We start from the raw sequence: 26394 nt of genomic DNA on the forward strand, positions 1-26394 counted from the left end.
GTTACCGCAGCAAAGCATTAGTCACAGCAAAATATTGACAGTGCAACAAACAATATAAAGATATCTTTACTTTGTACGAGATATATCTTTCACAAAAGGTAGGCTATTACGTGTTACAAATAGAAAAGCAGTATGTACAATGGCAAGAAAACGAAACTCTACGTAATGCTCTTTGGTTGTCTGAAAGCAATCATATGCCACCTGCGCGCATTGTATTGGTCGATGATACAACGACCGCAGATGATTCTTATCGCTTGGCGTGCGAAGGTAGCTCACTGCTATGGCGCGGTGATTTTCATAATGCACGCCAGTTGCTACAAGCGCTCGGTCGTCGCATAGATCGTACCAATGAGCGCTCTGAGCTGCGTAAAGCAAAAAAAGCGGCTAATAAAGCAGCGAAACCTACAGCAGAATCTGATTCAGTCAGCTCTAAAGAAATACCTAACCTCTTTCATCAACAGCGCCAACTCCAAGCGCAGCGTTCACGCATATTAAGCCGTTTGCTACTAGAGCTCGATGCCAGTTATGTCAGCCAACTACGCCGTGCGCCCGACGTCAGTGCGGCCTGTACAGCAGCTTTTGGCCCGTTAGATAAGGCGATAGATGAGTCTTGTGTGCTGTCATTTCGTGACTTGCAAGGCGCACTTGGCGCAGCAGGGTGGCGCGAAAAAGGCGTCCCAATAGACAGCTTAGGCTTATCAATTTTCCCGCATTATGGCGTCTTTGCACCAACCCGTCATGAGTATGTGCAGCTGTTGCTCGATGCACCGCTACCAGCGATTCATGATGTCGCCTATGACATCGGTACCGGAACAGGATTACTGGCTATTATCTTAGCGCAACGCGGCGTTCCGCAAGTGATAGCAACGGATTTGAATCCACGTGCTTTGGCCTGTGCCGACGAGAACTTTACACGGTTAGAGTTACCTGCCGTACAATTGCAGCAAGCGGATTTGTATCCGACTGATGCACCGCTCGCCAATCTGATTGTCTGTAATCCGCCTTGGTTACCTGCTAAGCCAAGCTCGTCTCTTGAGTACGCCGTCTATGATGCCAAGAGCGCGATGCTGCGTGGGGTGTTGCAAGGTGCCAAACAACACTTAGCTGAGCATGGAGAGCTTTGGTTGATCATGTCGGACTTAGCTGAGCACCTACAACTGCGTGCCCGTGATGAGTTATTAAGCTTGTTTGCTGATGCGGGATTGGCGGTAAAATATCGTCTAGATACCCAACCTAAGCATAATCGCAGCCAAGATGATACAGACCCGCTACATGTCGCGCGCAGTGCTGAAGTTACCTCGTTATGGTGTTTAACACTTATCTAACATTCAGCTATCGAGTATTGAATTATGAGCCGTGATCGTGCCGTGCAACAGCGCCAACCTAAGGCGCTGGCAGTAGATGACGAACCCAGTTATATGACTGAGTTTCGGCAAGCCATGCTGGCACGTGGTCTAGCGACTCGTACTCGTAATGCGTATGTCCGCGACCTGCGCTCTTGCGAGCTGACCAATCCTATTGCCCTGACACGCTGGCAGCCTGATGACGTGCTGCACTGCTTATCAACCCTAACTCAAGAGGGCAAAACCCCACGTACCCAAGCACGCATGCTCTCAAGCTTGCGCCAATTTTATCTGTGGATGATTGCCAGTAATCTGCGTGAAGACAATCCGTGCGAGCGTATCAAAAGCCCAAAGCTGGGACGTCCACTACCAAAAGATTTGGCCGAGGCGGATGTCGATAATCTACTTGCCTCGCCTGATACCAGCACTGCGCTAGGACTCCGTGATAAAGCCATGCTAGAGGTTCTATATGCCTGCGGGTTGCGAGTGAGCGAGTTGATTAACCTCTCATTAGAACAAGTGAATCTAAACGCTGGCTGGCTACAAATCACAGGCAAAGGCAATAAAACGCGACTGGTGCCATTGGGCGAATATGCCAATGATGCGCTAGAAGATTATCTAACGCATGCTCGTAGTGATTTAATTGCACATTTGAAGTCAGGAAATTGCCAAGCGGTGTTTCTGACAGCGCAAGGTGGCTACATGACGCGGCAGAACTTTTGGTATTTACTCAAAAAGTACGCCAAAGTCGCGAGTATCGACAAAGAGCTGTCACCGCATACGCTGCGCCACGCCTTTGCTACCCATTTGCTGAATCATGGTGCAGACTTGCGCAGCGTGCAGTTACTGCTAGGGCACAGTGATTTGTCCACCACGCAAATCTATACTCACGTGGCGACTGCCAGATTGCAGAAATTGCATGCCGAGCATCATCCGCGAGGTTAGGATTTAATTTTTATTGATGACCGTTAGAGGACTAAACTGTGTTGCAAGCTCAACCATCTCTCCTGCCTGCCCTAACCGAAAAGCAAAATTTCGCCCTCAAAAAACTGACCATCATGGGATACTTAGAAGGCACTTCTTTTTTATTGCTGCTGGGTATCGCGATGCCACTAAAATATATGCTGGGCATGCCTGAAGCAGTGAGCTATGTCGGACCAGTGCACGGAATACTATTCATTGCTTATATCATGGTGCTGATCATCACGGCGAGTAAAATAAAAATGCCGCTATGGGCTCTGCCTGCTGGTGTGCTTGGCTCGTTTTTACCCTTTGGGCCGTTTATCTTTGATCATTTATTAAAGAAGCGTTTGGGAAAGTAGTTTCAAAAAATCTCGATAACGCAAATCTGTAACCCTGTAGTGATGACGATATAGCAGAAATCATTAAAATAAAATCGATGTCTTTTAAATGATCCGCAACCCTGTATCATGAATTATTGACTACTGGCTTTTTAATAGCGGGGTGAGCTATGTTTGGGTTTGATATCGACTTACAGTTAATGGGCTATCATTTTTTTCAGTTGTGTATTGCCTTTATACTGTCGTTACCCATTGCCCTCAATCGAGAAATGAAAGAAAGTGGTGCAGGACTCAGAACCTTTCCATTAGTAACTATTGCCTCCTGTGCTTTTATGTTGGTGGGCCGAGATATTTATCCAGATGGTGATGCCGAAGCACGTATCATGTACGGTATTATTACGGGTATGGGCTTTATCGGTGGCGGCGCTATTTTCAAAAGTGGCGGCAGCGTAAAAGGAACAGCGACAGCAGCAAGTTTATGGAATACAGGTGCTATCGGCATCTCCGTCGCTTATAACCGCTACGAAATCGCTATTATTTTATCTATTGTTAGTTTTTTGATATTGCAGTTCTCTGATCCATTTAAAACAGAGAAGCAAACCAAAAAGTAAGCTGAAATTTTATTCCGTTGTCGCTACAATACTCACCATACTTATCAATTGAGAACCCCATGAGCCATAGACCACCTGCTGACCTATTAAAGAACGCCCAACACTGGCGAGAAGACATTAACTTTCGCCAAGAGGTACTTGGCAAACCATTTGATTTTGCGACCACGTGGGGTATTTTTTCACCGCAGAAGCTTGATGATGGTAGCTTGATGCTGCTTGATTATATTGACTTTGAAGCTGACGATGACTCGATAGATTTAGGTTGTGGTTACGGCGTACTTGGTATGACAGCAGCACGTGAATGTCCAAATGGTCTGCACACTTTGATCGATAAAGACTTTATGGCAGTAGAATATGCGCGCCGTAACTGTGAGAAAAACGGTCTGAAAAATGTCGATGTGCATTTATCAAACGGCTTTAATCATGTGGCAAAAGACAAAGACTTTAGCCTCGTGATGTCGAACTTGCCTGCCAAAGTAGGTAAAGAGCAGCATTATCTATATTTCCTCGATGCTTATGCACGCATGCGTAAAGGCGGCCGTTTTTATGTAGTGACCATCAATGGCTTACGTCAGTTTGTGAAGCGCTCATTTACCGAAGTATTTGGCAATAGCGACAAAGTCAAACAAGGTAAAACCTATACCATTACTATGGCGACCAAAGACTAATACCAAACGCCAAAAATAAGATACAAATAAGAAGCCCGCTAAAACACTATGTTTTAGCGGGCTTCTTTATGGCAAATGATATCTGGCTACATCTGCCGTTTTATTAAATATCCGCCCAATAGCGCACTGCCGATAATCGGTAATAGCACCATCAGCATAGGCGAAAAACCTGTCGCCAGCGATACAAAACCAACCAAATCCTGAATATAGCTGAATAGCAATCCAAACAGTAATGCCACGACGATGCGTAAGCCTAAGCTGTGCGTCCGTAGTGAGCCAAAGACAAACGAGCAAGCAACGATTACCAATGATAATATCGACAAAGGCGATAGCAGCTTTTGCCAAAACGCGACTTCGTGTTCTAACGAGCGATTGCCCTGTTGCCGCATAAACGTACGATGCTCATACAGCTGCGTCAATGATAAATCCTCTGCCTTACGCGTGAGTAAGTATACTGACTCTGGGGCGAACGGCAAGCTTATGGTGTCTGATGGCGCTACTGCTTGGCTACTCTCAAAGCCTTGGTTGATAGAGAGCTTGACCATATCATTCAGTTGCCACTCATAGCGATACTGCTCGCTTGGCTTTTCACTGCCCGTATCGATAGGAGCACGGCCCGTATATTTCCCACCTTCAGCATGGACAGCCGTTTGCAAATTGCCATCGTTGTCCAAATGCCAGCGTTTGACCTCACCGATGTTGCCTTTAACATCTGCATAATCGATATACAAAATATCACTACCATCAGGGGTGGCGCTACCATCTTTTGCACTCTCAAATCTTGGCTGTATCGTCCAGTAGCCGCGTACCGAAGTAACGAGCGAGATATTGTCTTCCTCATTGATCTGCTTTGCCAACTGGTTTGAATACGGTAACACAAACTGATTGATAGCCAGTGCCAATAACACAAAAATCAAAGCGGGCTGCAATACCCAGCCGACGATGCGATAAATACTGACTCCAGCCGCGCGCATCACCACCAGCTCACTTTTATTGGCGAGTAGTCCCAATCCAATAACAGCACCAAGTAATGCACCCGTTGGAATAAACTGCTCTAAAAAGTACGGTGAGCGATAAAAGATATACTTGAGCGCCTCACCCATGGTGTAGTTGTCATCTAACGAATCGAGCTCTGATAAGTAAGAAAAGACCAACTGTAGCGCCCACAATCCAACGACGGCACCGATGATAGCGAGCAGAGCATTGAGCTTAACGTAACGACTGAGCACTTTTAGGCTACCGGCCTTTTTGGCCAGCTGATCAGAGTCTACAGATTTAGCAAATAAAGAGCGCATTAGATCTGCCCTCCTTGTGAGCCACTGTTTTGATTGTCTATGCCATTGCTTGAGGCATTGCCGAGCCTGTTTTCTGGTTTGCGAAAACGAAGTCGATGCTGCACACGGCTACCCCAATTCATATAGAGTGCCAATACCATAAATCCTATAATCAACCATGCATATGCCCATACGCTGACACTGTCTTTACTCACGGCATTTTTCAGCGAGATGATACCCAGTGCACAACTGACAAACAATAGAATAGAGGGGAATAGGCGCAGCCAGCGACCTTGGCGAGGGCGTACTTGTGCGAGCGGCACTGCCAACATAGGCGCGATAATCATCAGCCACGGTAGTGCGAGACGATAACCGAGTTCACCTTGAGCAGCACGCAATGCACTATTGGTGCTAGTTTGTGATCCGCTCGTTGCTGCTTGCCATAGAGGTCCAATTTTTTGGGTTTCAATATTGTCTTCGGTGATGACTTCTTTGGAGGATTCCGTCAACGTGATGCGATAACGATCGAAGGTGACTTGGTTGTATTTCAAGCTGCCTGCACCGACTTCGTAACGGCGACCTTGAAATAAATCCAACTGGGTCACGCCTGTATTGCCCGTGTCGACTTGTTCAGCACGCTTGGCAAGCGTAATCGTATCCTTGCTGATGTTTTTTGCGCCACTGTTTACGATGTCTTTTGGCAGATCCGAGATACCCATTTGCTCAGCGGTGTCTTGGTCTAATGAATTACTAGCATCAGAAGATGCAGTATTTGCCGCAATATTTTTGTCAGCACTGCCCTTTTTTTCAGGTTCAGACTGGATCAATATCACATCTTGTAGTTTTTTCTTATCGTCGCTTAGACTGCCTACATACAAATGATAATTGCCACTACTGATAAATTCATTGGGACGAATCAAATCAAACGCACTGGTTAATGCCTGCTGTTGCCAGACGGCCTCAGACGAGCGTACTCCCCAAGGTTTGCCCACGACAGACAGTGCTGCCTCGCCCGCAAATAATGCCAATATCAACGGTGTCATCAACCGTGCAAGCTTACCACGCGAGACGCCACTGGCATTGATAACGGCCATTTCCTGATCGACATACAAGCGACCGAACACCAACATCAGCGCGATAAAAAAGGCCAAAGGCAGTATCAACTCTAGAAAGTACGGCAGGTTGTACCCGATAATCGTAAAGAGCAAACTGACATCCAAACGCCCTTCAGCGGCAATGCCAAAATAACGTATCAAACGACCACCCAGCATCATCACCACCAAAAACCCCAGTACTAGGGCAGTGGTTGAAGCAACTTGTTGGGTCATATAGCGGCGTAATATCACAATGGGTACTCTTAAACAGTGGGTATGCGTGAGACGTTGGTAGGCGCACAGCTCTTGATACGTTGATCATGAAATTTGGGCAAAATGATAACGCATCATAGGTATGATATTGGTTCAGTCGAGTAGTTGTATAAAGACAAGCCTCGTCAAATAATTAACTGATCAGACCCCACAAGCACAAACGACAGACATAACCGTCAATGCTAGCATGTTTTGCTCAAAAATGACGGTGAAATGTGTTTGAAAACATTACGTACTCCTTGCTGACAGCGCATTATCGTCAGCGAGCGGAGAATATATCAAATATTGAATGAAAGAGCAGCATATTCTCAAGTAACTAGATTATCACTGTTTATTTCATTAGATTCTTGCTTTATTTATTTTAGAAAGCTTTGTTTGTCATTCGTATCATCAAGCGTCACTCTCTAAGATAAATTGCTAGACTAAGTGCTGCTAAAGCAAATGAGGCTCGGTTCTGTATGCTATATAACGGAGCCTATAGCTTAACGATAAACACGACTTGATGGAATAAGCAAATAACAGAATAAGTCATCAACGGAGAATAATACTAATGAATAAAACCACAACCAATCCTGCTACCTTACTCGAACTCGCGGGTGGCGCTTTCGACACACTCGACTGGTCAAACGCTGCGCTTGTCTTGATTGATTATCAAAACGAATACGTCGACGGTGCGATGCCATTAGGACAAGCAGGTGCCATAGCCATCTCAAGTGCACGCCTGTTACTTGATAAAGCCCGTCAGCAAGACATTCCGATTTTTCACATTACGCATCATGGCGCAGAAAACGGCAATGTATTCGATCCTTTATCATCTAAGGTTGAAATTGTCGAGACGCTACAGCCACATGATGGTGAGATGGTGATTGCCAAAAAATATCCCAACGCCTTCCATGATACTAAACTGCAAGAAATGCTTTCAGCAGCATCAAAGCAGCAAATTATCTTTGCGGGTTTTATGAGTCATATGTGTGTTAGCTCAAGCGTCCGCGCGGCATTTGATTTAGGCTTCGACAGCTTTGTGTGCCATGATGCCTGTGCCACACGTGACTTGCCTAGTGCCAAAAAAGAAACGATAAGCGCTGAGGTGATGCATAATACCGCGATGGCTGCATTACAAGATAGATTTGCCGCTTTAATGACCACTGATGATCTGGTCAATGGCTAAGTAGAGTGGTTAAGAGAGCCGATTTAGTCTTTGTCCACGTAGACTATGCACTTGAATAAGTCTCTGATATCACCATCAAAGGCTTAGGTAAATGGACGCGGTAACCTCGCTCGACCTTTTTACTTAATCCTTGCTAACTGCATAGCGATATTGCAATATGCTACACTATCGTGATTGCTCAATAGACTAAATACTCTAATAATCATAAGCAATACACGAACGTTATAATCATCATAACTCTAATAAGGATAACTGTATGAATATCAAATTATCTCAGCATCTACCAAAGACACATACCCAAAAAATTCTAAAAAAAGAAGCCAACAGTAAAGACAGCGCTTGCTTGGTTGTTTTAATCGACAGTAAGAAAAACATCTTAGCTGAGTCAGCACTGACTGATTATACTGCCCGTATTGAGCAGCTGATTGAAGTGTCACACTTCAAAGGCTCACTGGGTGAGACTGTTGCGGATTATGCATTGGCAGGTGACAAAAAAACCACTAAGCAAAACCCTGTACAGCTGTTATTGGTTGGTGTGGGCAATACTGACAAGTTCAGCAATACCGTACTACAGAAAATCGCCAATACCATTTATAACAGTACGCAAAAACGCGTGGCCTCTATCACGGTCGCACTAGGCGATGCCTTAGAAGAAAATCATTTTGGTCAATTTGCGCTAAATCTGTTGGCCGCCAGCTATCGTTTTGATAAGTATAAGTCTGAACAAGCAACGCCTGTATTGACTGATGTTTATCTATTGGCTGATGAGACGCTACAGCCTGCGCTTACCTTTGCCAAATCAGTATTTGCCGGTCAGAGCCTCACCCGTGATGTGGCCAATGAGCCAGGCAACATCTGCTTCCCTGCATATATGGCAGAACAAGCACAAGAGCTTGCGAAAACCTACCCTGACCTATTGACCGTGAAAGTACTAGGCGAAGATGAGATGTCAGCGCTCGGTATGCATTGCTTCTTAGCAGTGGCACAAGGCTCTACCAAAGAAGGCAAATTGGTACTGATGGAGTATCGCGGCAAATCATCATTCAGCGCAGATGCTGGTACTACCGAGCAAACGACGACCAACAGTGCAAAAGTCACAAGCGGACTAAAAGCCCTAGCCGATAAGCTACCAACCAAAAAATCTGCTAAGAAAGCAGATAAAAACAGCGACGACAACGCGCAAACCACTACTGATGATGCGCCTATCGTCTTAGTCGGTAAAGGCGTCACCTTTGATTCAGGCGGTATCTCAATCAAGCCAGGTGCGGCAATGGATGAGATGAAATTCGATATGGGTGGTTCAGCCTCTGTACTCGGTACGATCAAAGCCTTATGTGAAGCTCGTCTACCAATCAACGTCGTTGGCGCGCTTGCCTGTGCTGAAAACATGCCATCAGGTGATGCTACGCGTCCAGGCGATATTGTCAAAGCGATGAACGGTAAATCAGTTGAGATTTTGAACACTGATGCTGAAGGTCGCTTAGTGTTAGCAGACACCTTATGCTACGTACAGCGCTACAATCCAAAAACCATCATCGATGTGGCGACCTTGACTGGTGCTTGTGTGGTAGCTTTGGGTCACGTTCGTTCAGCGGTCTTCAGTAATGATGAAGATGTCTTGTTCGATTTAGAAAATGCCAGCAACCTATCAGGGGATCTCATTTGGCATATGCCGCTTGATGATGAGTATCAAGCACAGATCGACTCACCCATCGCTGATATGCAAAACATCGGTGGTAAAGGTGCTGGTGCCGTGACAGCCGCTTGTTTCTTGTCGCGCTTCGTCGAAGAAGGTCAAGCATGGGCGCATTTAGACATCGCAGGTACGGCTTGGAATTCAGGCAAAGACAAAGCAGCAACTGGTCGTCCTGTACCATTGTTTATGCAATATCTAAAAAACAGCGCAGACAGAATATAAGCGTTCTATGAAGATTAGCTTTTATGTATTAAGTGAGAATAAGGCCCAAGACTTCTTGGGCTTTATTTGTCAGTTGACCCAGACGGCGCTGAATAAAAGCACTCAGTCTTTGCTGATCCTTGTCGAAGATGAGACATTGTTAGCAAATCTAGACACAGCGCTTTGGGCACAAGAGGCGACGAGCTTTATACCGCATCAATGTCTCTCTGATACTAACGGTAAAAGTACTGAGGCGAAAATCATCGACACAGACAGTGCTGATGCTAATGTTTTTAATCAATCACTAGCACCCGTATTGCTCGGTAATCATATGCCAACAGATTTTGCTGGTATTGTACTCAATACAACGACGCGCCCTGTAAATGACTTTATGGCAGTTACCAATAATGCCAAACCTTCTCGAGTCCTTGAGTTAATCAAACCTGATACCACAAGTACCCAAGCAGGCCGTGATAAATACAAGGCTTATCAGCAATTAGGCTATGAGCTGACCCACTTTAAGGTGTAGCTCTACCCTGTCGCTTTCTGTTCTTATTACTATGAAATATACTTCTCACTTTATATATCACTGTTTTTAATGCCTCATTGATGAGGCATTTTTATTGGCTATCCTTAGCTCATCCTTGTGGCATCCTTTATCGTACTCGCTATATTCTCCTATTATTTCCCACTTTGCGCATAGCAGCCACTACTATGAGCGGTATGCGAATATGTCAAAAAATGCTACCATCCTTCGATAATTTTTCATTCAAACAATTCATTTACTTTTGACAGACGTCGAGGATGTACAAATGCGTTCATTGATTGCGATGTACCAACGTATCGGGTTGGTTCCGCTCATTATTATCGGTTTGGTATTGGGAGTGTTGATTGGTTGGCTCGCACCGAGTGTCGGTACTTCCATCGGTTTACTTGGTACACTATTCGTCGGTGCCCTAAAAGCAGTCGCGCCTATCTTAGTATTTATTTTGGTCATGGCAGCGATTAGCCAGCATCGTAGTGGCAATGAAGTCTATGTGAAGCCGGTACTGATCATGTACATGTTCGGCACGTTTTTGGCAGCGCTAACAGCGGTGGGTGCCAGCTTTTTATTCCCGACCGACTTAGTATTGATAAACGCCGATATCGCGCAAGTGCCACCTGCTGATTTAAAAGAAGTATTGACCAACTTATTAATGAATCTAGTGGCCAATCCGATCAATGCCATCGCTGAAGCCAACTATATTGGCATCTTGGCATGGGCCATCATTATTGGTTTTGCCTTGCGCCAAGCCAGCGACACCGCTCGCACAGTCGTTGGTGATTTTGCGGATGCGATCTCACAGGTCGTCAAGTGGATTATTGCGTTAGCCCCATTTGGTATCTTGGGTCTAGTCGCTAGTACCGTGGCTGAGACCGGTTTTGCGTCTTTGGCAGGTTATGCGCGTATCTTAATGGTGCTGGTCAGCTGTATGCTGTTCATCGCGTTGGTCGCAAATCCGCTTATCGTCCTGATCAAAACAGGCAAAAACCCGTACCCACTCGTGTTCACTTGCCTACGTGAGTCAGGAATCACAGCGTTCTTTACGCGCAGTTCAGCAGCCAACATTCCTGTCAACATGAACCTTGCCCGCAAGCTTGGACTGCATGAAGACACGTATTCTGTGACCATTCCACTGGGTGCGACCATCAACATGGCGGGTGCGGCGATCACCATTAACGTCTTGACGCTTGCCGCGGCTCATACCTTGGGTATCGAAGTCACCTTTGCATCAGCACTGTTGTTAAGCATAGTCGCTACGGTTAGTGCTTGCGGTGCTTCTGGTGTCGCTGGTGGTTCCTTGCTATTGATTCCACTTGCCGCAAGCTTGTTTAGCATTCCAAATGATATCGCGATGCAAGTGGTTGCGATTGGCTTCATCATTGGGGTGATTCAAGATTCAGCTGAGACGGCCTTGAACTCTTCAACTGACGTACTATTTACGGCAGCAGCTGACCCTACTTACTCACGTTAATTTTTAATAAAGCATTTTCTATCAATACAAAAAAGGGCCCATTTGAACCGACCCCCATAAGTTGGACGCAACTTATGGGGGTCGGTTCAAATGGGCCCTTTTTATGCGGTCTTATTGATCATCTAACTATTTTTAACTACTTTGAATTGTCGATATCAACTTCTATGGCTGGGGTTTGCAGCTCTATCTGACGCTTGAGTTGTCGCAGTTGCTCAACCTCATCTAGCAGTTCAAGAATTAAACCAATCGCTGGCACGCTGGCTTCAAAATCGCGACTGAGTCGCGACGCACGGCGCACGGTCGTCAGCTGGTAACCAGTGAATTTTTCATGCTCTGGTACGTCATACTCAATAATACTTTCTTCGATTAACTCGATGACCCATTGGCGCTCTTGGCCACAGGCAGAGACCAGTTCATCTAAGCTCATGATAATGTCGGTAAATTCAGTCGAGTGCTTCATAGCTATTATCCTCGTTTTATCTTTATATCATCGGTATCGTGTTCATCTCTGCGATTTTTTTCTCACTACAGTGATACCTAACGGTTAACCATAATGTTATTTAGCGGTTGATACTGGTGTCAGCAAAGGCTTGCTTTAGCTGCTCATACGCCTGCATCGCCGCATCACTACTGATATCTGGATTGACAATATTTAAGGTTAAGTACAAGTCACCTGCTTGCTTGGCAGGGATACCTTTAGCCTTTAAACGTAAATTGCTACCAGACTTGCTATTCTTAGGAATACTCACACCCAGCGTACCTGCTGGCGTACTGACATTGATTTTTTCACCCAATGCCGCCTCCCACGGTGCGATATTAACGGTCTGATAGACATCTGCACCTTCTATCCGAATATTGCTATCGTGGCGAATTTTAACCTTCAAAAATAAATCACCATTTTTGCCGTTACTGCTACCAGCAGCACCTTGCCCTGCTAAGCGGATTTGCTTGCCATCCGTAATGCCTTTCGGGATTTTTATTTTGAGGGTCTTGTTGTCGTAATCGACAGTGCCATTTGGCTGCCTTACTGGGACATTTAGCTTAATACTATAGTCATCACCGTTATAGACTGAAGATAAATCAACGGTAATCTCGGCATGCTGGTCTTGCCCTTTAGTATCTTGTGCACCAAAACCACCACGTTGTGATTGGCTACCCGCCTGCCCATTCGTTGAACCACGTGCGCCATGACCAAATGCTGAAAAAATATCATCGAAGCGAAAGCCACCATCGCCATAAGCTTCACCATCACCGAACTGATCTTTTACGTCCTCCCAACGGAAGCCGCCTTGACCTGTCGTTGACTGTCCACCAAACCCGCTTGCGCTACTTTGTCCCGCAAATGGGTTGTTTAGCATGGCATCGTATTCGGCACGCTTGTCTTTATCTCTGATGGTTTCGTAAGCGTTATTGATCTCCGCAATCTTGTTATCCGCGTCCGGATGATCGCTGACATCGGGATGATATTGACGAACGAGCTTACGGTATTTCTTTTTGATATCAGCGTCTGAGGCGTCTTTTTCGACCCCTAAAATGTCATAGTAGTTTTTCTCTGCCATGTTATTTTTCCTTACCATCTCAGCTCTTATATTATGTACACAATAGAAAGCACTCAAACCTAATCAGCATTCAGGTACTACCCGCCCATTATGAAAATAACTCGTTGTATGTATATAAGCATACTCTACTTTGGTTCTAGCATCATTCATATTGACGGTTATTAAGTAAATGTTAGCTTACTTTAAGCAATGATTTGACTATTTGGACATAAAAAAAAGAGCAAACAGTCGCTGTTTGCTCTTTTTATCAAAGGCTTAATAATACATCACTTAATGGCTGGTTAATTAGTAAGCAATATTAGCAATGCAATAATAAGTAATCTTATCGGCAGAACACTTTAGCAGTACGAGGTGTATAAATACCAAAAGTTACCAAACCTAGCGCGATGTCTTTAGCTTCTTGTACCGTTTGTACTTTGGCAACGTTCTGAGCACCGCCACATACCTCAGCAGCATTGACAGTCTGCTCTTGCCCAATGCCACTAATAAAGAAAGTCTGTGACTTAGTATATTCTGGGACAGTCTTTTGGGTTGGTTGAATCAGGCCAGTTTGGGTAGCACAACCTGATGCCAACAATACCGAACCCATCACTGCAGTTATTAGTAGTTTTTTCATTATTATCTTTCCTTACTTGCAGTAAACACTGATTTGACGAGGGGTATAGATACCATTAGAGACAACACCTAGTACAACGTTGATAAAATTTGCCTTTGTCTGGATACTGGCCACATTTTGTTGGCCTTGACAGACTTTGGCAGCATCAATTTCTTGCTCTTGACCAAGGCCACTTACAAAAAACGTCTGCATTTTTTCAGCAGATGGTTTTACTACAGCGTTTGGTGCTTCTGAGGATGACACAAGATAATTTTGGGTCGCACATCCTGAAGTCAGAATAGCGAGCAGTGCTACAGCAACTATTTTATTCATATACGGTCTCAATAACTGATATTTGTTTGGTGCGGATGATACTGACAAACTATCTTCAATGCAACAAATTTGTAAGCTAATTTTACGTGACCTTTTACATCGGTAACTTTGACATCTATGAACAGGGTAGGCTCAATCACAGCAAATAAAACCTACTTCTTTCATTTGATAAAATCAAAGAAGTAGGTCTTTACCATTTTATAATCCCATAGACAAGAGGGTATGGCTAGCATTGTTGCTGTGGTAACCTTAAGGCAAAACCGTCAGATGATATGGCCCATCTCTATTGTCTTAAATTTATAAACAGAAGCAGCATTCGCTTCACCAAACGCAATTATTGCTGCGACAACTGAACCAAATCCGATTTTCAACGTAAAACTTCTTTAAAGAACGATAGAAAATAAGTTATTAGGCAGTATGGTTGAAATTATGAGGAGTATACGCAATAGATATTCCAGAATAATGTTTAACCTTGCGTATTGTACGAAATAGTAACAATATAGCAATGTTCGTTTACACGAATTTAGGTACTTGTGATGATTCTCATATAACACTAAGTATGCTATATCGATAGCGCTAGTCTTTATATATTACCTATCTATATAGTATGACTTGCTTTCCAATATTTTGTCGGCTTCTATATAAGAATCAATCTCTATAAGACTGATTCTTACGCTTATACCACCATTAATTTTTTTCAAAAGTATGTTTTTTCTCTTAAAAAACAGGTATTTGACCTCATGAGTTTTTTACAGAGCAGTAATAATATGACAAGCTCATGCTTGTAGAATCTCCCTATTATTCATACTCATAGGGAGTATAGATAACGTAGGCAAGAGTATCTGTCTATTTTATTAATTGCTTAAAGGTATTAAATGTCTTATTTAATCAAGTCTTTGGTTGTCGCATTATCACTATTACTTAGCACCACGGTTTTCGCTGCCAATACCAGCTACTACGGTAGTAAGTTTCACGGTAAGCGTACCGCTAGTGGCAGTATCTTTAATATGAACTCCTTAACCGCTGCACATCGCACGTTACCGTTCGGCACAAAGGTACAAGTGACCAATCAAAAGACAAAGCAGAGCGTAGTCGTAAAAATCACCGATAGAGGCCCTTTCATTGGCGGCCGTATCCTTGATTTATCGAAAGCCGCTGCTGGTGAAATAAACTGTCAGCTTTGTACGACCACGATGAAAATACTGTCGTACGGTGATGGGAAATATCGTAAGGAATGATGTAATAAAAAAGGGATGGCTTACGCCATCCCTTTTTTATATCTGCTATATAAGTACCAATTATTTAAAATGCTTTATGCAAACTTGGCTTCCATCTCTTCTAATGTCGTCATCGATAGCAATAGCGTCTCTTCATTGTGGCTATGCTGCTGCTGTAGCGCGGTCTGCTCATTGAGTAGTACCATTAGGTCAGACTTACGGCTCTCTTCATACAATGTTGTATCAGCAAGCTTTTCTTCTAATGTGACAAGCTGTCCATCAATCTTAGCCAATAGCTTTTCGGTCTCTTCAATCTCACGGCGGATAGGAGCAGTCAACTTGCGTTGTTCAGCAGCCAGTTTACGCTGTGCATCTTTACTAAGCGCAGGCTGAGCAGATGTTTTTTGTGGTGATGCTTTTGATTGCTCGTTATTGTTTGATGCAGCAAATTTATCATCACCTGTTTCACGTGAAACAAACTTCTTATTGGCCTTTTTGTTTTTCTTTTTATTGTTGCCTTTATCCTGAGAGTTTTCTTGCTTACGCTTTTCTGCCAACCACTTACCGTAGTCGCTGATATCACCATCGAACTCTTCTATGATACCGTCATGCACCAGATACAGCTCATCACAGACGTTGGCAATCAGTTCACGATCATGCGAGACCAGTACCACTGCCCCTTGGAAACCTTGCAAGGCAATAGTCAACGCTTGACGCATTTGTAAATCTAAATGGTTGGTTGGCTCATCCAGCACAAGGACGTTTGGACGTTGCCAAACGATCAATGCTAGCGTCAGACGCGCACGCTCACCACCAGAGAATAGCTCACTTGGGGTATCGATGCGCTCACCGCGAAAGTCAAAACTGCCCAAAAACGAACGTAGCATCGCATCAGAGGTTTTACCTGCCAGACGACGCAGCATCTCTATGGGTGTAGCTTTAGCATCTAGGATATCCATTTGATGCTGATTAAAATAACCTAACTTCAGTGTATCCGAAACACGATACTTCCCTGTTAATACCCCAAGCTCACCGACTAACGCCTTAATTAGTGTTGATTTACCAGCGCCGTTCATACCAAGCAGACCAAGACGGGTATCAGGTGTCACCTGTACATTAGCATTGTGTAGAAGCGGTGTCTCACTATAACCAATATCTGCATTGGTCAGCTCAATCAGTGGTGAGCTCATGTTTGCTGGGTCATAGAACTGGAACGAGAACGGGTTGTCTGCCATCATCGGTGACAACTCTGCCATGCGCTCTAGCTGCTTAATACGGCTCTGTGCTTGCTTGGCCTTACTGGCTTTAGCACGGAAACGACGAATAAAGTCATCCAAATGGGCCTTAGTCGCTTCTTGCTTTTCAAACGCTTGCTGCTGCTGTGCCATACGCTCATGACGCGTGCGAATGAACTGCTGATAGTTACCCGTATAAAGGGTGATTTTTTGCTGTTCTACATGCAGGATATGACCGACGGTTGCATCCAAAAACGCTTGATCATGCGAGATGACGATGACCAGACCCGTATAGGCATTGATCCACGTCTCAAGCCACAAGATAGCATCTAAGTCCAAATGGTTGGTTGGCTCATCGAGTAGCATCAGATCAGCACGGCTCATCAAGGTCTTAGCAAGGTTCAGACGCATGCGCCAACCACCTGAGAACCCTTCTACTGGCAGTTCATGCTGGCTAGTATTAAAACCAAGACCTGCCATAATTTGTGCGGCTTTAGTCGGGGTACGATAACCATCGATCTCGTCAAACTGCTGATGCAATACCCCAATCTGCTCGTCACTCACGCTACTCAAATCATTGAGGGCGGCGTTAATCTCATACCACTGCTCATCACCGCTCAATACATAGTCAACCGCAGACTGCGTTGTGGCACCCACTTCCTGTGCCATGTGCGCCACATGCCAGCTATCAGGGATACTGACCTCGCCTCTATCAAGCGTGACATCAGTGTCGCCTTTACCCATTTGCGTCAATAACAAAGCAAATAAGGTAGATTTGCCCGTGCCGTTGTTGCCCGTCAAGCCAACTTTGTGGCCTGGATGGAGCTGGAAGCTTGCACCTGCAAACAATTCACGACCATCACGGCGAACACCAACGTCTTTAAATTCGATCATATAATTTCTTCATCTCAACAATAATATAAATATAAGGCAATAAAAAACACACATGGGGTATGCTATCTGGCGGCTATTATTTCAAACGCTTGGCCTATAGGCAAACGATTAAATAACTATTTCAAAACTAAGCAATTATTTAGGCCACGGTTATCGTAAAACCTTGGATATTATACAAAGCTAATAGGCTCATGAATACTCGGTATCATGAGGCTATTATGACGATATTTTTGGCAGGTAAAATTCAGTTAGTCGCGTCACTCTTGACAAACGAATCAATATCCCCATTATGATATACTGCTAAAATATAAGTGGCTTACATACCTTTATTTGATAGCTATAGTATGTAGCGCGGCCATGATAACAGCACCCAATTTAGTCAAACGCCGTACGTATCTTTATTTGCCACTATTTAATGGCAAACCCAAACAGGACGACGACCGCATTTGATCCTAGCAACTGAGGTAGATATGAACGAATCAGCCAACCAATTTAGTCCAAGCTCAAGTCAGCCAGTAGATCCAACAATATTGAGTCTCACAGACAGTGCGGCACAAAAAGTGCGCCGTCTGCGTGAAGAAGAAGGGGATAGCGACCTCATGCTGCGCGTCTATGTGACTGGCGGTGGCTGCTCAGGATTCTCTTATGGGTTTAATTTTGCCAATGAGCTGAATGAAGATGATGCCAACTTTGACAACGATGATGTAACGTTGGTCGTTGATTCACTGAGCTATCAGTATTTGCAAGGCTCTACGGTTGACTATACTGAAGGTTTAGAAGGCGCACGGTTTGTCGTGACCAATCCAAACGCGACAACCACTTGCGGCTGTGGCTCATCGTTTTCTATATAATATGCTTTAAATGTAATCTGATTTAAATGCCTTATATTTGAGATGCTACGGTGATCGCTGATATTGTTTTAGACAGCCTAACGGCATCACAATCAAAGCATCTATCTCTGGGGTAGGTGCTTTTTTTGTCGATATTCTTTACCAGTATCGACATCTTACTGCCAGTCAGCTTACTAAAAAATACGTGTCAAAACTCGAGCAAGTCAGCTCTTCTAAAGCTTATCGTATTTGTAAGCGTCCGTGGTTTTCGACACGGCTTTGAGCTAAACTGACGGAATTATTGACCTAATATTTACCTATTTTATGGACCAACACATTGCGTGTTTCGATCCGCCATAATAAATGACCATAGACGACGATTATGAGTAATTTTGCGAGTAGCTTTGTTGATTTTGAGATTCCCAATTGGTTTGACAGCCAGCATTTGACGGGTATGCTCCGCGGTATCGAAAAAGAAGGGCTGCGTGTGAAGCCAGATGGCTACCTAGCACAAACGCCGCATCCTGCCAAACTGGGGTCAAAACTTACCCATCCTTTTATCACTACAGATTACTCAGAGAGCTTGCTTGAGCTTATCACTGAACCCAAAGCCTCACCAAAAGAGACGCTAAATATGCTGCGCCAACTGCATGTATTGGTATATCAGGGCATGCCTGAAGGTGAGCTGATGTGGCCACTATCGATGCCCTGTATGTTGTCTTCTGATGATGCAGATATTCCATTGGCTGATTATGGCAGCTCTAACACTGGTAAGCTAAAAACGCTCTATCGTAGTGGTTTGGGTATTCGTTATGGTCGCCGCATGCAGACCATTGCAGGTCTTCATTACAACTTATCATTCGGTGATGAGCTGTTTGAAACGTGGCAAGCCAAAACGCCAACGGCACAAAGCCAGACGCTAGTAGAGTTCAAAAACGAGAAATACCTAGGTCTTATTCGCAACTTTAAGCGTTTGACCAGCCTAGTCCTATATCTATTAGGTGCCAGTCCAAGCGTCTGTCCTTGTTTCTTAGCAGGCCGTGAGCATGACTTAGAGCTGCTAAATAATTCGACCTATTATAAGCCTACTGCCACCAGTCTACGTATGGGTAAACTGGGCTACACCAATAGCGTGCAAGAGCAACTTGATATTCGTTATAACTATTTACCAGAATATGTCGCAGGTCTGCGCCGTGCGATTCAGACACCACATGAAAGCTTTGCCAAGCTTGGCCTAGAAGATGCAGATGGCAATCCGATTCAGATCAATAATCATATTCTGCAAATAGAAAACGAATACTACAGCCCTATCCGACCAAAACAAATTGCCATGAGCGGTGAGACGCCAACCGAAGCACTTGAGCGCCGCGGTATTGCTTATGTGGAATTCCGTGCTATCGATCTCGATCCGTATAGTGATGTCGGTATTCGTCTCTCTAGTGCCTGTTTCTTAGAAGTCATGGCACTATATTGCTTATTCAATGAGTCTCCTGACTTACTTCCTGATGAAGAAGACGCCCTAGCCATCAATCTTGAGCGCGTGGTCAATGAAGGTCGTCGCGACAATCTACATATTATCAATAACGGTGAAGAGCAATCGCTTGAGAGCTGGATGCTCATGCATTTAGAGCGCATGCAACCGCTTGCCGCATTGTTAGATGCGCACTACGGTGGTAACGATTACCGTGCAGCAGTGGCGCTAATGCAAGGCAAAGCAGGGCATTCTGAGTCGACCATCTCTGCACAGGTCAACTCTGACAGCAAACGCTTAGGCAGCTTATGGCAGCTTGGCTTTACGTTGGCCCAGCAGCATCGTGAGTCACTATTGCAGCAAACGCTCAGTCCAAACACCCAAGCGAAGTATGAGGTATTGGCAGAAAAATCCATTCTCCAGCAAGCTGATATTGAAAAGTCTGAGACAGATGACTTTATGGACTTTTTGCAGCAATATCGCTAATCCTCTGTTACCTGTAGTCAGTTTGAGATGATTTGGATAAATCGCAGACAAGACTGCGCCTTACACACAGTAGACGGCGCATGTCTAACATCCTATCTACATCATATAAGATTGGCTGCACTATCTATTTTAGACGAATCCATAAGAGTAACCGTATAATGCGACAGCTAACCACCTACCGTAATTTGCAAGTATTTTTGGTCTTGATGTCAATCATAGGAATGAGCTTTGCGTTTTTCTTTTTACAGCGTCATTTGGGTCTAATGCCTTGCCCGCTCTGTATCTTTCAACGTGTAGGTCTGATAATAATGGGCAGTTTTGCCTTGATATCAGCGTTATTTAATCCCAAGTCTAAAGTGGTCAGACTGTTATTGTGGCTTGGTAGCTTGGCAGGGATTGGCTGGGCCACTGCAGTTGCTACGCGTCATGTTTGGCTACAGCATCTACCGGCTGATCAAGTACCCTCATGTGGTCCAGGTCTGGATTATTGGCTTGATACCCTGCCTATTTTGCAAGTATTTAAGGAAGTTTTTGCAGGCTCTGGTGAATGCGCCTCAGTCGACTGGACCTTTATGGGGTTGAGTATTCCTGAGCAGTCTTTGATTTTATTTGTCATACTGCTGATCGTACACGTATTGATATTAATGCGTATTATTAAATCACCTAAGGCTATTCGCACCGCTTAGAACTGTCTTGATTATATAAATTGTTCACAACTTGCTCGCAGTATTAAGCCTTCTCTTTAAACAAACAGACATTCATATTTTATTATGTAATGTCTGTTTTTATATAAGCCACTGTTTACTGTCCCTTATAAACTCCATTAGTCATAGCACAAGACTAATGAGGTTCATCGCTAAGCCACTCAATATATCGACCACAACAAAAAGCCCACAGAGATATCTTTAACCCTTTGATATCTTTAGACAGATTGTTTATGAACAGCTAGACTTTAGTTATTCCTATATTTTCTTATTAGGCTTTTTCACGGTTATTACAAGATAATTTAATAAGTTACCCGACTTATGTTATTAATAATTCCATACTCCTTACTGCCTCTCTGTTCTGACAAGAGCATTACATTGTCGGTCAGATGAGAAAACTCTCAAATATTATCTGAAATTGTTTTGGTATGATCATGATATATCTTGCGTCTATTCGTTCTACCACATCTGCTGTCAGTCGCTGGCACCTTTCGATATTAGCAGTGCCGCTATGTGTGCTGCTCATAGGCTGTGACAGTGCCTCCTCTAATGCTGACCAAGAAATGATGACCAAGATGGCCTCTGTTGATACCGTTGATCAAAATGATCTCTCAAATAGCCTACAAAGTAGTGAAGCGTCTCAATCGGACTCTAATAATCTGGATGAAGTGACAGAAGGCCAATCGCTTATCGCAGCGGCGCAATTCAGCAATGATGCTTATAAACCGTCATCGGCAACACAATCAGAATCCAAAATTAGCATGCTACAAGCAACGTTAATGGGTGATTATGGTGGTATGGTACCTTGTATAGACTGCGATAGTATTGATATCACTCTGAATCTATTTGCAGATGGTTCGGTGTTAAAGTCCAGTAGCTATCACAACCCTGAACGACCACGAAAACCATTACTTGAATCTGGCATTTATCGTCAAGATAACGATAAAATCACGATTGTTTATGAAAGCAAAAATATCGAAGCTTATCAGATCCAAGACAATCATCTAGTGTTACTCGATAAGCAAGACAATCCAGATAATGACTATACGTTGTCGCGTCAATAAACTTTGCTAGTCAGATTGACCAAATATAGCCTATTGAATGACGCCTACTTGTTGGGCGTTTTTTATTGGTCATCGAACAGCGTTTACTTTACAATGATTGCTGGTTGATGGTTGATAGCGCTATTGCCTTGGCAAGCCTTGGTCAAAAGATGAGCTGTCCTAATGGCAGCCAAGCATCCAAACTCGTGTCTTTTATTAGATTTTATTTCCTTTATTCAAGCTTGTACGGAACGTCTATGCATATTCATATTCTTGGTATCTGTGGTACTTTTATGGGCTCGCTAGCGCTGTTAGCACGAGAACTCGGCCATACTGTCACGGGCTCAGATGCCAGTGTTTATCCGCCGATGTCGACCCAACTTGAGAATGCTGGCGTCACGATTGAAGAAGGCTATTTGATCTCACATTTACAGCCAGCACCCGATCTAGTCGTCGTGGGCAATGCGATGAAGCGCGGCATGGATGTGATTGAGTATATGCTAGATAACGGTCTGCGCTATACCTCAGGGCCACAGTTTTTATCTGAGCAAGTACTGCAATCGCGCCATGTGATCGCCGTTGCTGGTACTCATGGTAAGACGACGACCACCACCATGCTTGCTTGGATACTACATTATGCGGGTATCGATACGGGGTTTTTGATTGGCGGTGTGCCATTGGTCAACACCACTGACGAGCACTTGCAGCAAGTGTTTGCGCACAGCAGCTACTTGGGTGCTGATAAGAATAACGATGACCCCTCAAAGACAGGATACTTTGTCATTGAAGCCGATGAGTATGACTCTGCTTTTTTTGATAAGCGCTCAAAGTTCGTTCATTACCGTCCGCGTACGGCTATCTTGAACAATCTAGAATTTGATCATGCGGATATCTTTGCAGATCTAAATGCTATCCAGACACAGTTTCATCATATGATACGCATGATTCCAAGCACTGGAAAAATCATCATGCCAGCAGCGACCGCCAGTTTAGAAGATACGTTAGCGAAAGGCGTTTGGACACCTGTTTGGCGGACATCGGTGGTTGATGAGAGCACAGCTAATAACCTTGTAAACGATAGCGAATGGCAAGCTGAACTCATGCGCGAAGATGGCAGCCAGTTTCAGATGAGCTTTGCTGATAATAAAGACGCGACAGCGATCGTAAACTGGTCGATGAGTGGTATTCACAACGTCAATAATGCGCTCGTTGCCGTCGCGGCAGCGTATGATATCGGCGTGAGCATTTCGACGGCTTGCGCCGCGCTATCAGCCTTTGCTGGTATCAAACGCCGGATGGAGCTGATTGGTGACGTAAACGACATCCTAGTGTTTGATGACTTTGCGCATCATCCAACCGCCATTACCACGACATTAGATGGTGCCAAAAAGAAGCTGTCTGACAGACGTATCTGGGCGATTATTGAACCGCGTAGCAACACCATGAAGATGGGAGTTCATCAAGACAACTTAGCTGAGTCTGCGGCCCTCGCTGACTATACGCTTTGGTATGAGCCTACTGGACTAGAATGGGGCTTGAGAGAAGTTATTGAACAGGCCACTGCCACAAATGACGCCATTGGTAACCAGCAAGTCATGTCTAGTGTCGATGCTATCGTCGAGCATATCACCCATCATGCGCAGGCAGGTGATGCGATTGTGGTGATGTCTAACGGTGGTTTTGAAGGTATTCATCAGCGTTTATTAACTGCACTTCACAGCAAGTAATCCTGTTAGTTAGACTCTATTCTGAATAGTTACTACAGCAAAGAAGCGCGACTATCTTTTCAAAGATAAGTCGCGTTTTTTTATCTCAGTTTTTATAAATTTCGCCATAATACCAGCACTGACAAACACCCCTATTAGCATTACAGCTACCTTTGTAACCTCCCGTTTACCTATTGCCTCTACGTGTTAGCAAACAAGACTATTTTCTCACATAGCCCGTACACAGGTAACATTTCGTGCTTACTTTTGTGTCTTGCGACTGTTTACAATGTATTCATTAGAGACGTAACACATTATAACTATTGATAAATTTAGGAGAATATTATGAGCTTTATTTGGATGATTATTGTAGGTCTAGTCGCAGGTCTATTGGCACGTGCTATTAAACCAGGCAGTGACCCTATGGGTTGGATCATGACCATTGTCTTGGGTATCGTTGGTGCAATGCTTGGTGGACTTATCGCAGGAATGATCGGTATCAATGCAGATGGCGGCTTTACGGGTCTTATCTTCTCAGTAATCGGTGCCATCATACTACTATTCTTGTATGAGATGATTGTAAATAAACGCCGTGCATAACTGATAATTTAAAATAACCGTTCAAAATAGAAGCCCTACGCCAAGTAGGGCTTTTTTGTGCTGTTCATAATGAGAATTTATATATTCTCGTCTTATAGAGTATCTTGTGACTGCGAAAGTATTGATAAGCATTACTTTTGTCCCCATTTATCTTATAATATCAACCCTATTTTATCTTATCATTGAGGTGAGCGTTATGGCACTACTCCCTATTCTAAGTTATCCAGATCCTCGTTTGCGCACGATTGCCAAGCCTGTCAAGGAAGTCACTGCTGAAATCAAAGCCTTAATCAAAGATATGATTGAGACGATGTATGATGCTCAAGGTATTGGTCTTGCTGCCAGCCAAGTGGATCACCATATTCAGCTTATCGTGATCGACTTATCTGAAGATAAAGACAGCCCTCGGGTGTTTATCAATCCAAAAGTGACACCATTGGTAGAAGACAAACAACCGTATGAAGAAGGTTGTCTGTCAGTTCCTGAGGTTTATGACAGCGTTGAACGTCCTAATAAAGTGCGTATCGAAGCCTTGGATGAGAATGGCGAAAAAATTGACGAAGAAGTAGAAGGTCTGCTTGCCGTTTGCATCCAGCACGAAATGGATCATCTCAATGGTGTCATATTCGTCGATTATTTGTCTCGCCTCAAGCAAACACGTGCTCGTGATAAAGTGCGTAAAGTCCTCAAAATACGCGAAAAGCAAGAAGCAGCTGAAGCCCAACCACAGGCTGCGACCAACGTTTAATCTCTGTATTTGATGTCCACTATATAATAATGCCTAACGCGGATATTATGATTTAATATCCGCTGTTTGACGATAATTTTTCTAGCAGATACTGTCCTTACTAAAGGTTTACCACTATGACAATGATCAAAATTGACCAATATTTTGACCCTGCCAGCTGGCAGAAATTCACCAAAGCTGCTGAAGGTCGTGAGACGCCTTTTTTGATGGTTGACCTTAGTCGTATAAAGACGAAATATCATGAAATGGTTGGGTTCTTCCCTGATGCAAAAATCCATTATGCAATGAAAGCGAGCCCTGCCGTTGAAGTCATTAACCTACTGGCTACGCTTGGCTCAAACTTTGACTGTGCGTCTATTTATGAGCTTGATCGCGTGCTGGACTGCGGTGTAGATGCATCGCGTGTTTCTTATGGCAACACCATCAAGAAAGCCGATCATGTCAAATATGCGTTTGAAAAAGGGGTTGATCTGTATGCCACTGACTCAGAAGCAGATCTAAAAAATATCGCAAAGCATGCACCTGGCTCAAGAATATTTGTGCGTATCTTAGTACAAGGGTCAGATACTGCAGAATGGCCGCTATCTCGTAAGTTTGGTTGTCATCCAAATATGGCAATCGAGCTATTGATTCAAGCGCGAGATTTGGGCTTAGTGCCTTATGGCATCTCATTCCATGTGGGCAGTCAGCAAAAGGATGTTGCCGCGTGGGATGATGCATTAGCCAAGGTCAAATACATGTTTGACTGGATGAAAAATGAAGAAGGCATCAAGCTACAAATGATTAACTTGGGCGGTGGTTTTCCAGCCAACTACATCAGCGAAGTGAATCCGATAAAAGTATACGCAGAAGAAATCAAGAGCTATCTAACGGACGATTATAACGAAGAGGATATGCCTGAGATTATTTTAGAGCCAGGCCGCTCGTTAGTAGGCGGCTCAGGGGTGTTGGCGAGTGATGTGATCTTAATATCGCGTAAATCTAGCACCGATTTGACTCGCTGGGTATACACCGATGTAGGATTGTTCCAAGGCTTGATCGAGACACTGGGCGAAGCCATCAAATACCCTGTTTATACCCCTAAGATGGAAACCTCAACCAGCGAAGGTACTGTGGTATTGGCCGGTCCAACGTGTGATTCAACTGATATCATGTATGAAGAAGCAGGGTATCAGTTGCCAGAAGAGCTAGAGATTGGTGATAAAATCTACTGGCTCACCACTGGTGCTTATACCAATTCTTATTCATCAGTTGAGTTCAATGGTTTTCCACCATTAGATGTGATTTACATTGACTAGTTTTTTGCTCTACTGTTAATAAAAAAGCGCG

Annotated in this window: 25 protein-coding genes; 18 read left to right on the forward strand and 7 right to left on the reverse strand. The window is 44.1% G+C overall.

The features are described from left to right. Positions 1–110 precede the first annotated feature (110 nt). The 5 genes from I6E86_RS02185 (at position 111) to I6E86_RS02205 (ending at position 3923) form a co-directional block, all read left to right on the forward strand. Positions 111–1325 carry a methyltransferase gene (locus I6E86_RS02185; protein WP_197174861.1) on the forward strand — a complete coding sequence of 405 codons (1215 nt, stop codon included), beginning with the start codon at positions 111–113 and terminating at the stop codon, positions 1323–1325. Positions 1326–1349: 24 nt separating this feature from the next. Beyond that, the gene (gene xerD / locus I6E86_RS02190) at positions 1350–2288 is read left to right on the forward strand and encodes a site-specific tyrosine recombinase XerD (protein ID WP_197174862.1); all 939 of its coding nucleotides are present in this window, start codon (positions 1350–1352) and stop codon (positions 2286–2288) included. 38 nt (positions 2289–2326) lie between these two features. After that, complete coding sequence (locus I6E86_RS02195; protein ID WP_197174863.1) at positions 2327–2665, forward strand: DUF3817 domain-containing protein; 339 nt, start codon at positions 2327–2329, stop codon at positions 2663–2665. 149 nt (positions 2666–2814) lie between these two features. Further along, positions 2815–3255, forward strand: coding sequence for an MgtC/SapB family protein (locus I6E86_RS02200; RefSeq protein WP_197174864.1), 441 nt, complete (start codon positions 2815–2817; stop codon positions 3253–3255). A gap of 59 nt (positions 3256–3314) precedes the next feature. Beyond that, positions 3315–3923: a class I SAM-dependent methyltransferase gene (locus I6E86_RS02205; protein ID WP_197174865.1), complete on the forward strand. Its 609-nt coding sequence runs from the start codon at positions 3315–3317 to the stop codon at positions 3921–3923. Between the two features lie 86 nt (positions 3924–4009). On the opposite strand, the gene lptG is transcribed toward I6E86_RS02205, so the two are convergent. Next, complete coding sequence (gene lptG / locus I6E86_RS02210; RefSeq protein WP_197174866.1) at positions 4010–5218, reverse strand: LPS export ABC transporter permease LptG; 1209 nt, start codon at positions 5216–5218, stop codon at positions 4010–4012. Continuing rightward, complete coding sequence (locus I6E86_RS02215) at positions 5218–6525, reverse strand: LPS export ABC transporter permease LptF (protein WP_197174867.1); 1308 nt, start codon at positions 6523–6525, stop codon at positions 5218–5220. Before I6E86_RS02215 ends, lptG begins: the two co-directional genes overlap by 1 nt. 589 nt (positions 6526–7114) lie before the next feature. On the opposite strand from I6E86_RS02215, the gene I6E86_RS02220 reads away from it, so the two are divergent. The 4 genes from I6E86_RS02220 to sstT all read left to right on the forward strand — a co-directional run bounded on the left by I6E86_RS02220 (position 7115) and on the right by sstT (position 11644). Then, positions 7115–7732 (forward strand): cysteine hydrolase family protein, encoded by a 618-nt coding sequence (locus I6E86_RS02220; protein ID WP_197174868.1) that lies wholly within the window; start codon positions 7115–7117, stop codon positions 7730–7732. Positions 7733–7988: 256 nt separating this feature from the next. Then, entirely contained in the window at positions 7989–9650 is a 1662-nt protein-coding gene (locus I6E86_RS02225) for a leucyl aminopeptidase (protein WP_197174869.1), read from the forward strand. A gap of 7 nt (positions 9651–9657) precedes the next feature. Beyond that, positions 9658–10158 carry a DNA polymerase III subunit chi gene (locus I6E86_RS02230; RefSeq protein ID WP_197174870.1) on the forward strand — a complete coding sequence of 167 codons (501 nt, stop codon included), beginning with the start codon at positions 9658–9660 and terminating at the stop codon, positions 10156–10158. A gap of 283 nt (positions 10159–10441) precedes the next feature. Further along, entirely contained in the window at positions 10442–11644 is a 1203-nt protein-coding gene (sstT, locus tag I6E86_RS02235; protein ID WP_197174871.1) for a serine/threonine transporter SstT, read from the forward strand. Positions 11645–11780: 136 nt separating this feature from the next. Here the strand turns inward: sstT and I6E86_RS02240 are convergent, their stop codons facing one another. From I6E86_RS02240 to I6E86_RS02255, 4 genes are all read right to left on the reverse strand, one after another. After that, a complete protein-coding gene (locus tag I6E86_RS02240) occupies positions 11781–12104 on the reverse strand; it encodes a chaperone modulator CbpM (protein ID WP_197174872.1) in 324 nt (107 codons plus the stop codon). Positions 12105–12204: 100 nt separating this feature from the next. Beyond that, positions 12205–13203 carry a DnaJ C-terminal domain-containing protein gene (locus I6E86_RS02245; protein WP_197174873.1) on the reverse strand — a complete coding sequence of 333 codons (999 nt, stop codon included), beginning with the start codon at positions 13201–13203 and terminating at the stop codon, positions 12205–12207. Between the two features lie 322 nt (positions 13204–13525). Continuing rightward, positions 13526–13819, reverse strand: a complete 294-nt coding sequence (locus I6E86_RS02250; protein ID WP_194363362.1) for a Bor family protein — start codon at positions 13817–13819, stop codon at positions 13526–13528. A 12-nt stretch (positions 13820–13831) separates the two neighbouring features. Continuing rightward, complete coding sequence (locus I6E86_RS02255) at positions 13832–14131, reverse strand: Bor family protein (RefSeq protein ID WP_197174874.1); 300 nt, start codon at positions 14129–14131, stop codon at positions 13832–13834. An 875-nt stretch (positions 14132–15006) separates the two neighbouring features. Here I6E86_RS02255 and I6E86_RS02260 point away from each other — a divergent pair. After that, positions 15007–15369: a septal ring lytic transglycosylase RlpA family protein gene (locus I6E86_RS02260; protein ID WP_194363360.1), complete on the forward strand. Its 363-nt coding sequence runs from the start codon at positions 15007–15009 to the stop codon at positions 15367–15369. Between the two features lie 74 nt (positions 15370–15443). Here I6E86_RS02260 and I6E86_RS02265 read toward each other — a convergent pair whose 3' ends face one another. Beyond that, on the reverse strand, positions 15444–17477 hold the full coding sequence (locus I6E86_RS02265) for an ABC-F family ATP-binding cassette domain-containing protein (protein ID WP_197174875.1): 2034 nt from the start codon (positions 17475–17477) through the stop codon (positions 15444–15446). 470 nt (positions 17478–17947) lie between these two features. Here I6E86_RS02265 and erpA point away from each other — a divergent pair, with 470 nt between their 5' ends. From erpA to I6E86_RS02305, 8 genes are all read left to right on the forward strand, one after another. After that, the gene (erpA, locus tag I6E86_RS02270) at positions 17948–18328 is read left to right on the forward strand and encodes an iron-sulfur cluster insertion protein ErpA (protein ID WP_227669969.1); all 381 of its coding nucleotides are present in this window, start codon (positions 17948–17950) and stop codon (positions 18326–18328) included. A 361-nt stretch (positions 18329–18689) separates the two neighbouring features. Next, positions 18690–20264: a glutamate--cysteine ligase gene (gshA, locus tag I6E86_RS02275; protein ID WP_197174876.1), complete on the forward strand. Its 1575-nt coding sequence runs from the start codon at positions 18690–18692 to the stop codon at positions 20262–20264. Between the two features lie 158 nt (positions 20265–20422). Next, the gene (locus I6E86_RS02280; RefSeq protein WP_197174877.1) at positions 20423–20950 is read left to right on the forward strand and encodes a disulfide bond formation protein B; all 528 of its coding nucleotides are present in this window, start codon (positions 20423–20425) and stop codon (positions 20948–20950) included. A 452-nt stretch (positions 20951–21402) separates the two neighbouring features. Beyond that, positions 21403–22032: a copper resistance protein NlpE N-terminal domain-containing protein gene (locus tag I6E86_RS02285; RefSeq protein ID WP_197174878.1), complete on the forward strand. Its 630-nt coding sequence runs from the start codon at positions 21403–21405 to the stop codon at positions 22030–22032. A 236-nt stretch (positions 22033–22268) separates the two neighbouring features. Then, on the forward strand, positions 22269–23738 hold the full coding sequence (mpl, locus tag I6E86_RS02290) for a UDP-N-acetylmuramate:L-alanyl-gamma-D-glutamyl-meso-diaminopimelate ligase (protein WP_197174879.1): 1470 nt from the start codon (positions 22269–22271) through the stop codon (positions 23736–23738). A 324-nt stretch (positions 23739–24062) separates the two neighbouring features. Further along, positions 24063–24317, forward strand: coding sequence for a GlsB/YeaQ/YmgE family stress response membrane protein (locus I6E86_RS02295; protein ID WP_194363354.1), 255 nt, complete (start codon positions 24063–24065; stop codon positions 24315–24317). A gap of 196 nt (positions 24318–24513) precedes the next feature. After that, positions 24514–25065 (forward strand): peptide deformylase, encoded by a 552-nt coding sequence (def, locus tag I6E86_RS02300; protein WP_197174880.1) that lies wholly within the window; start codon positions 24514–24516, stop codon positions 25063–25065. Between the two features lie 122 nt (positions 25066–25187). Continuing rightward, positions 25188–26363 carry a type III PLP-dependent enzyme gene (locus I6E86_RS02305; protein WP_197175048.1) on the forward strand — a complete coding sequence of 392 codons (1176 nt, stop codon included), beginning with the start codon at positions 25188–25190 and terminating at the stop codon, positions 26361–26363. Positions 26364–26394 lie beyond the last annotated feature (31 nt).

Origin of the sequence: Psychrobacter sp. SWN149 (genome assembly GCF_015864565.1) — a bacterium.
In the GTDB taxonomy this organism is placed as follows: domain Bacteria; phylum Pseudomonadota; class Gammaproteobacteria; order Pseudomonadales; family Moraxellaceae; genus Psychrobacter.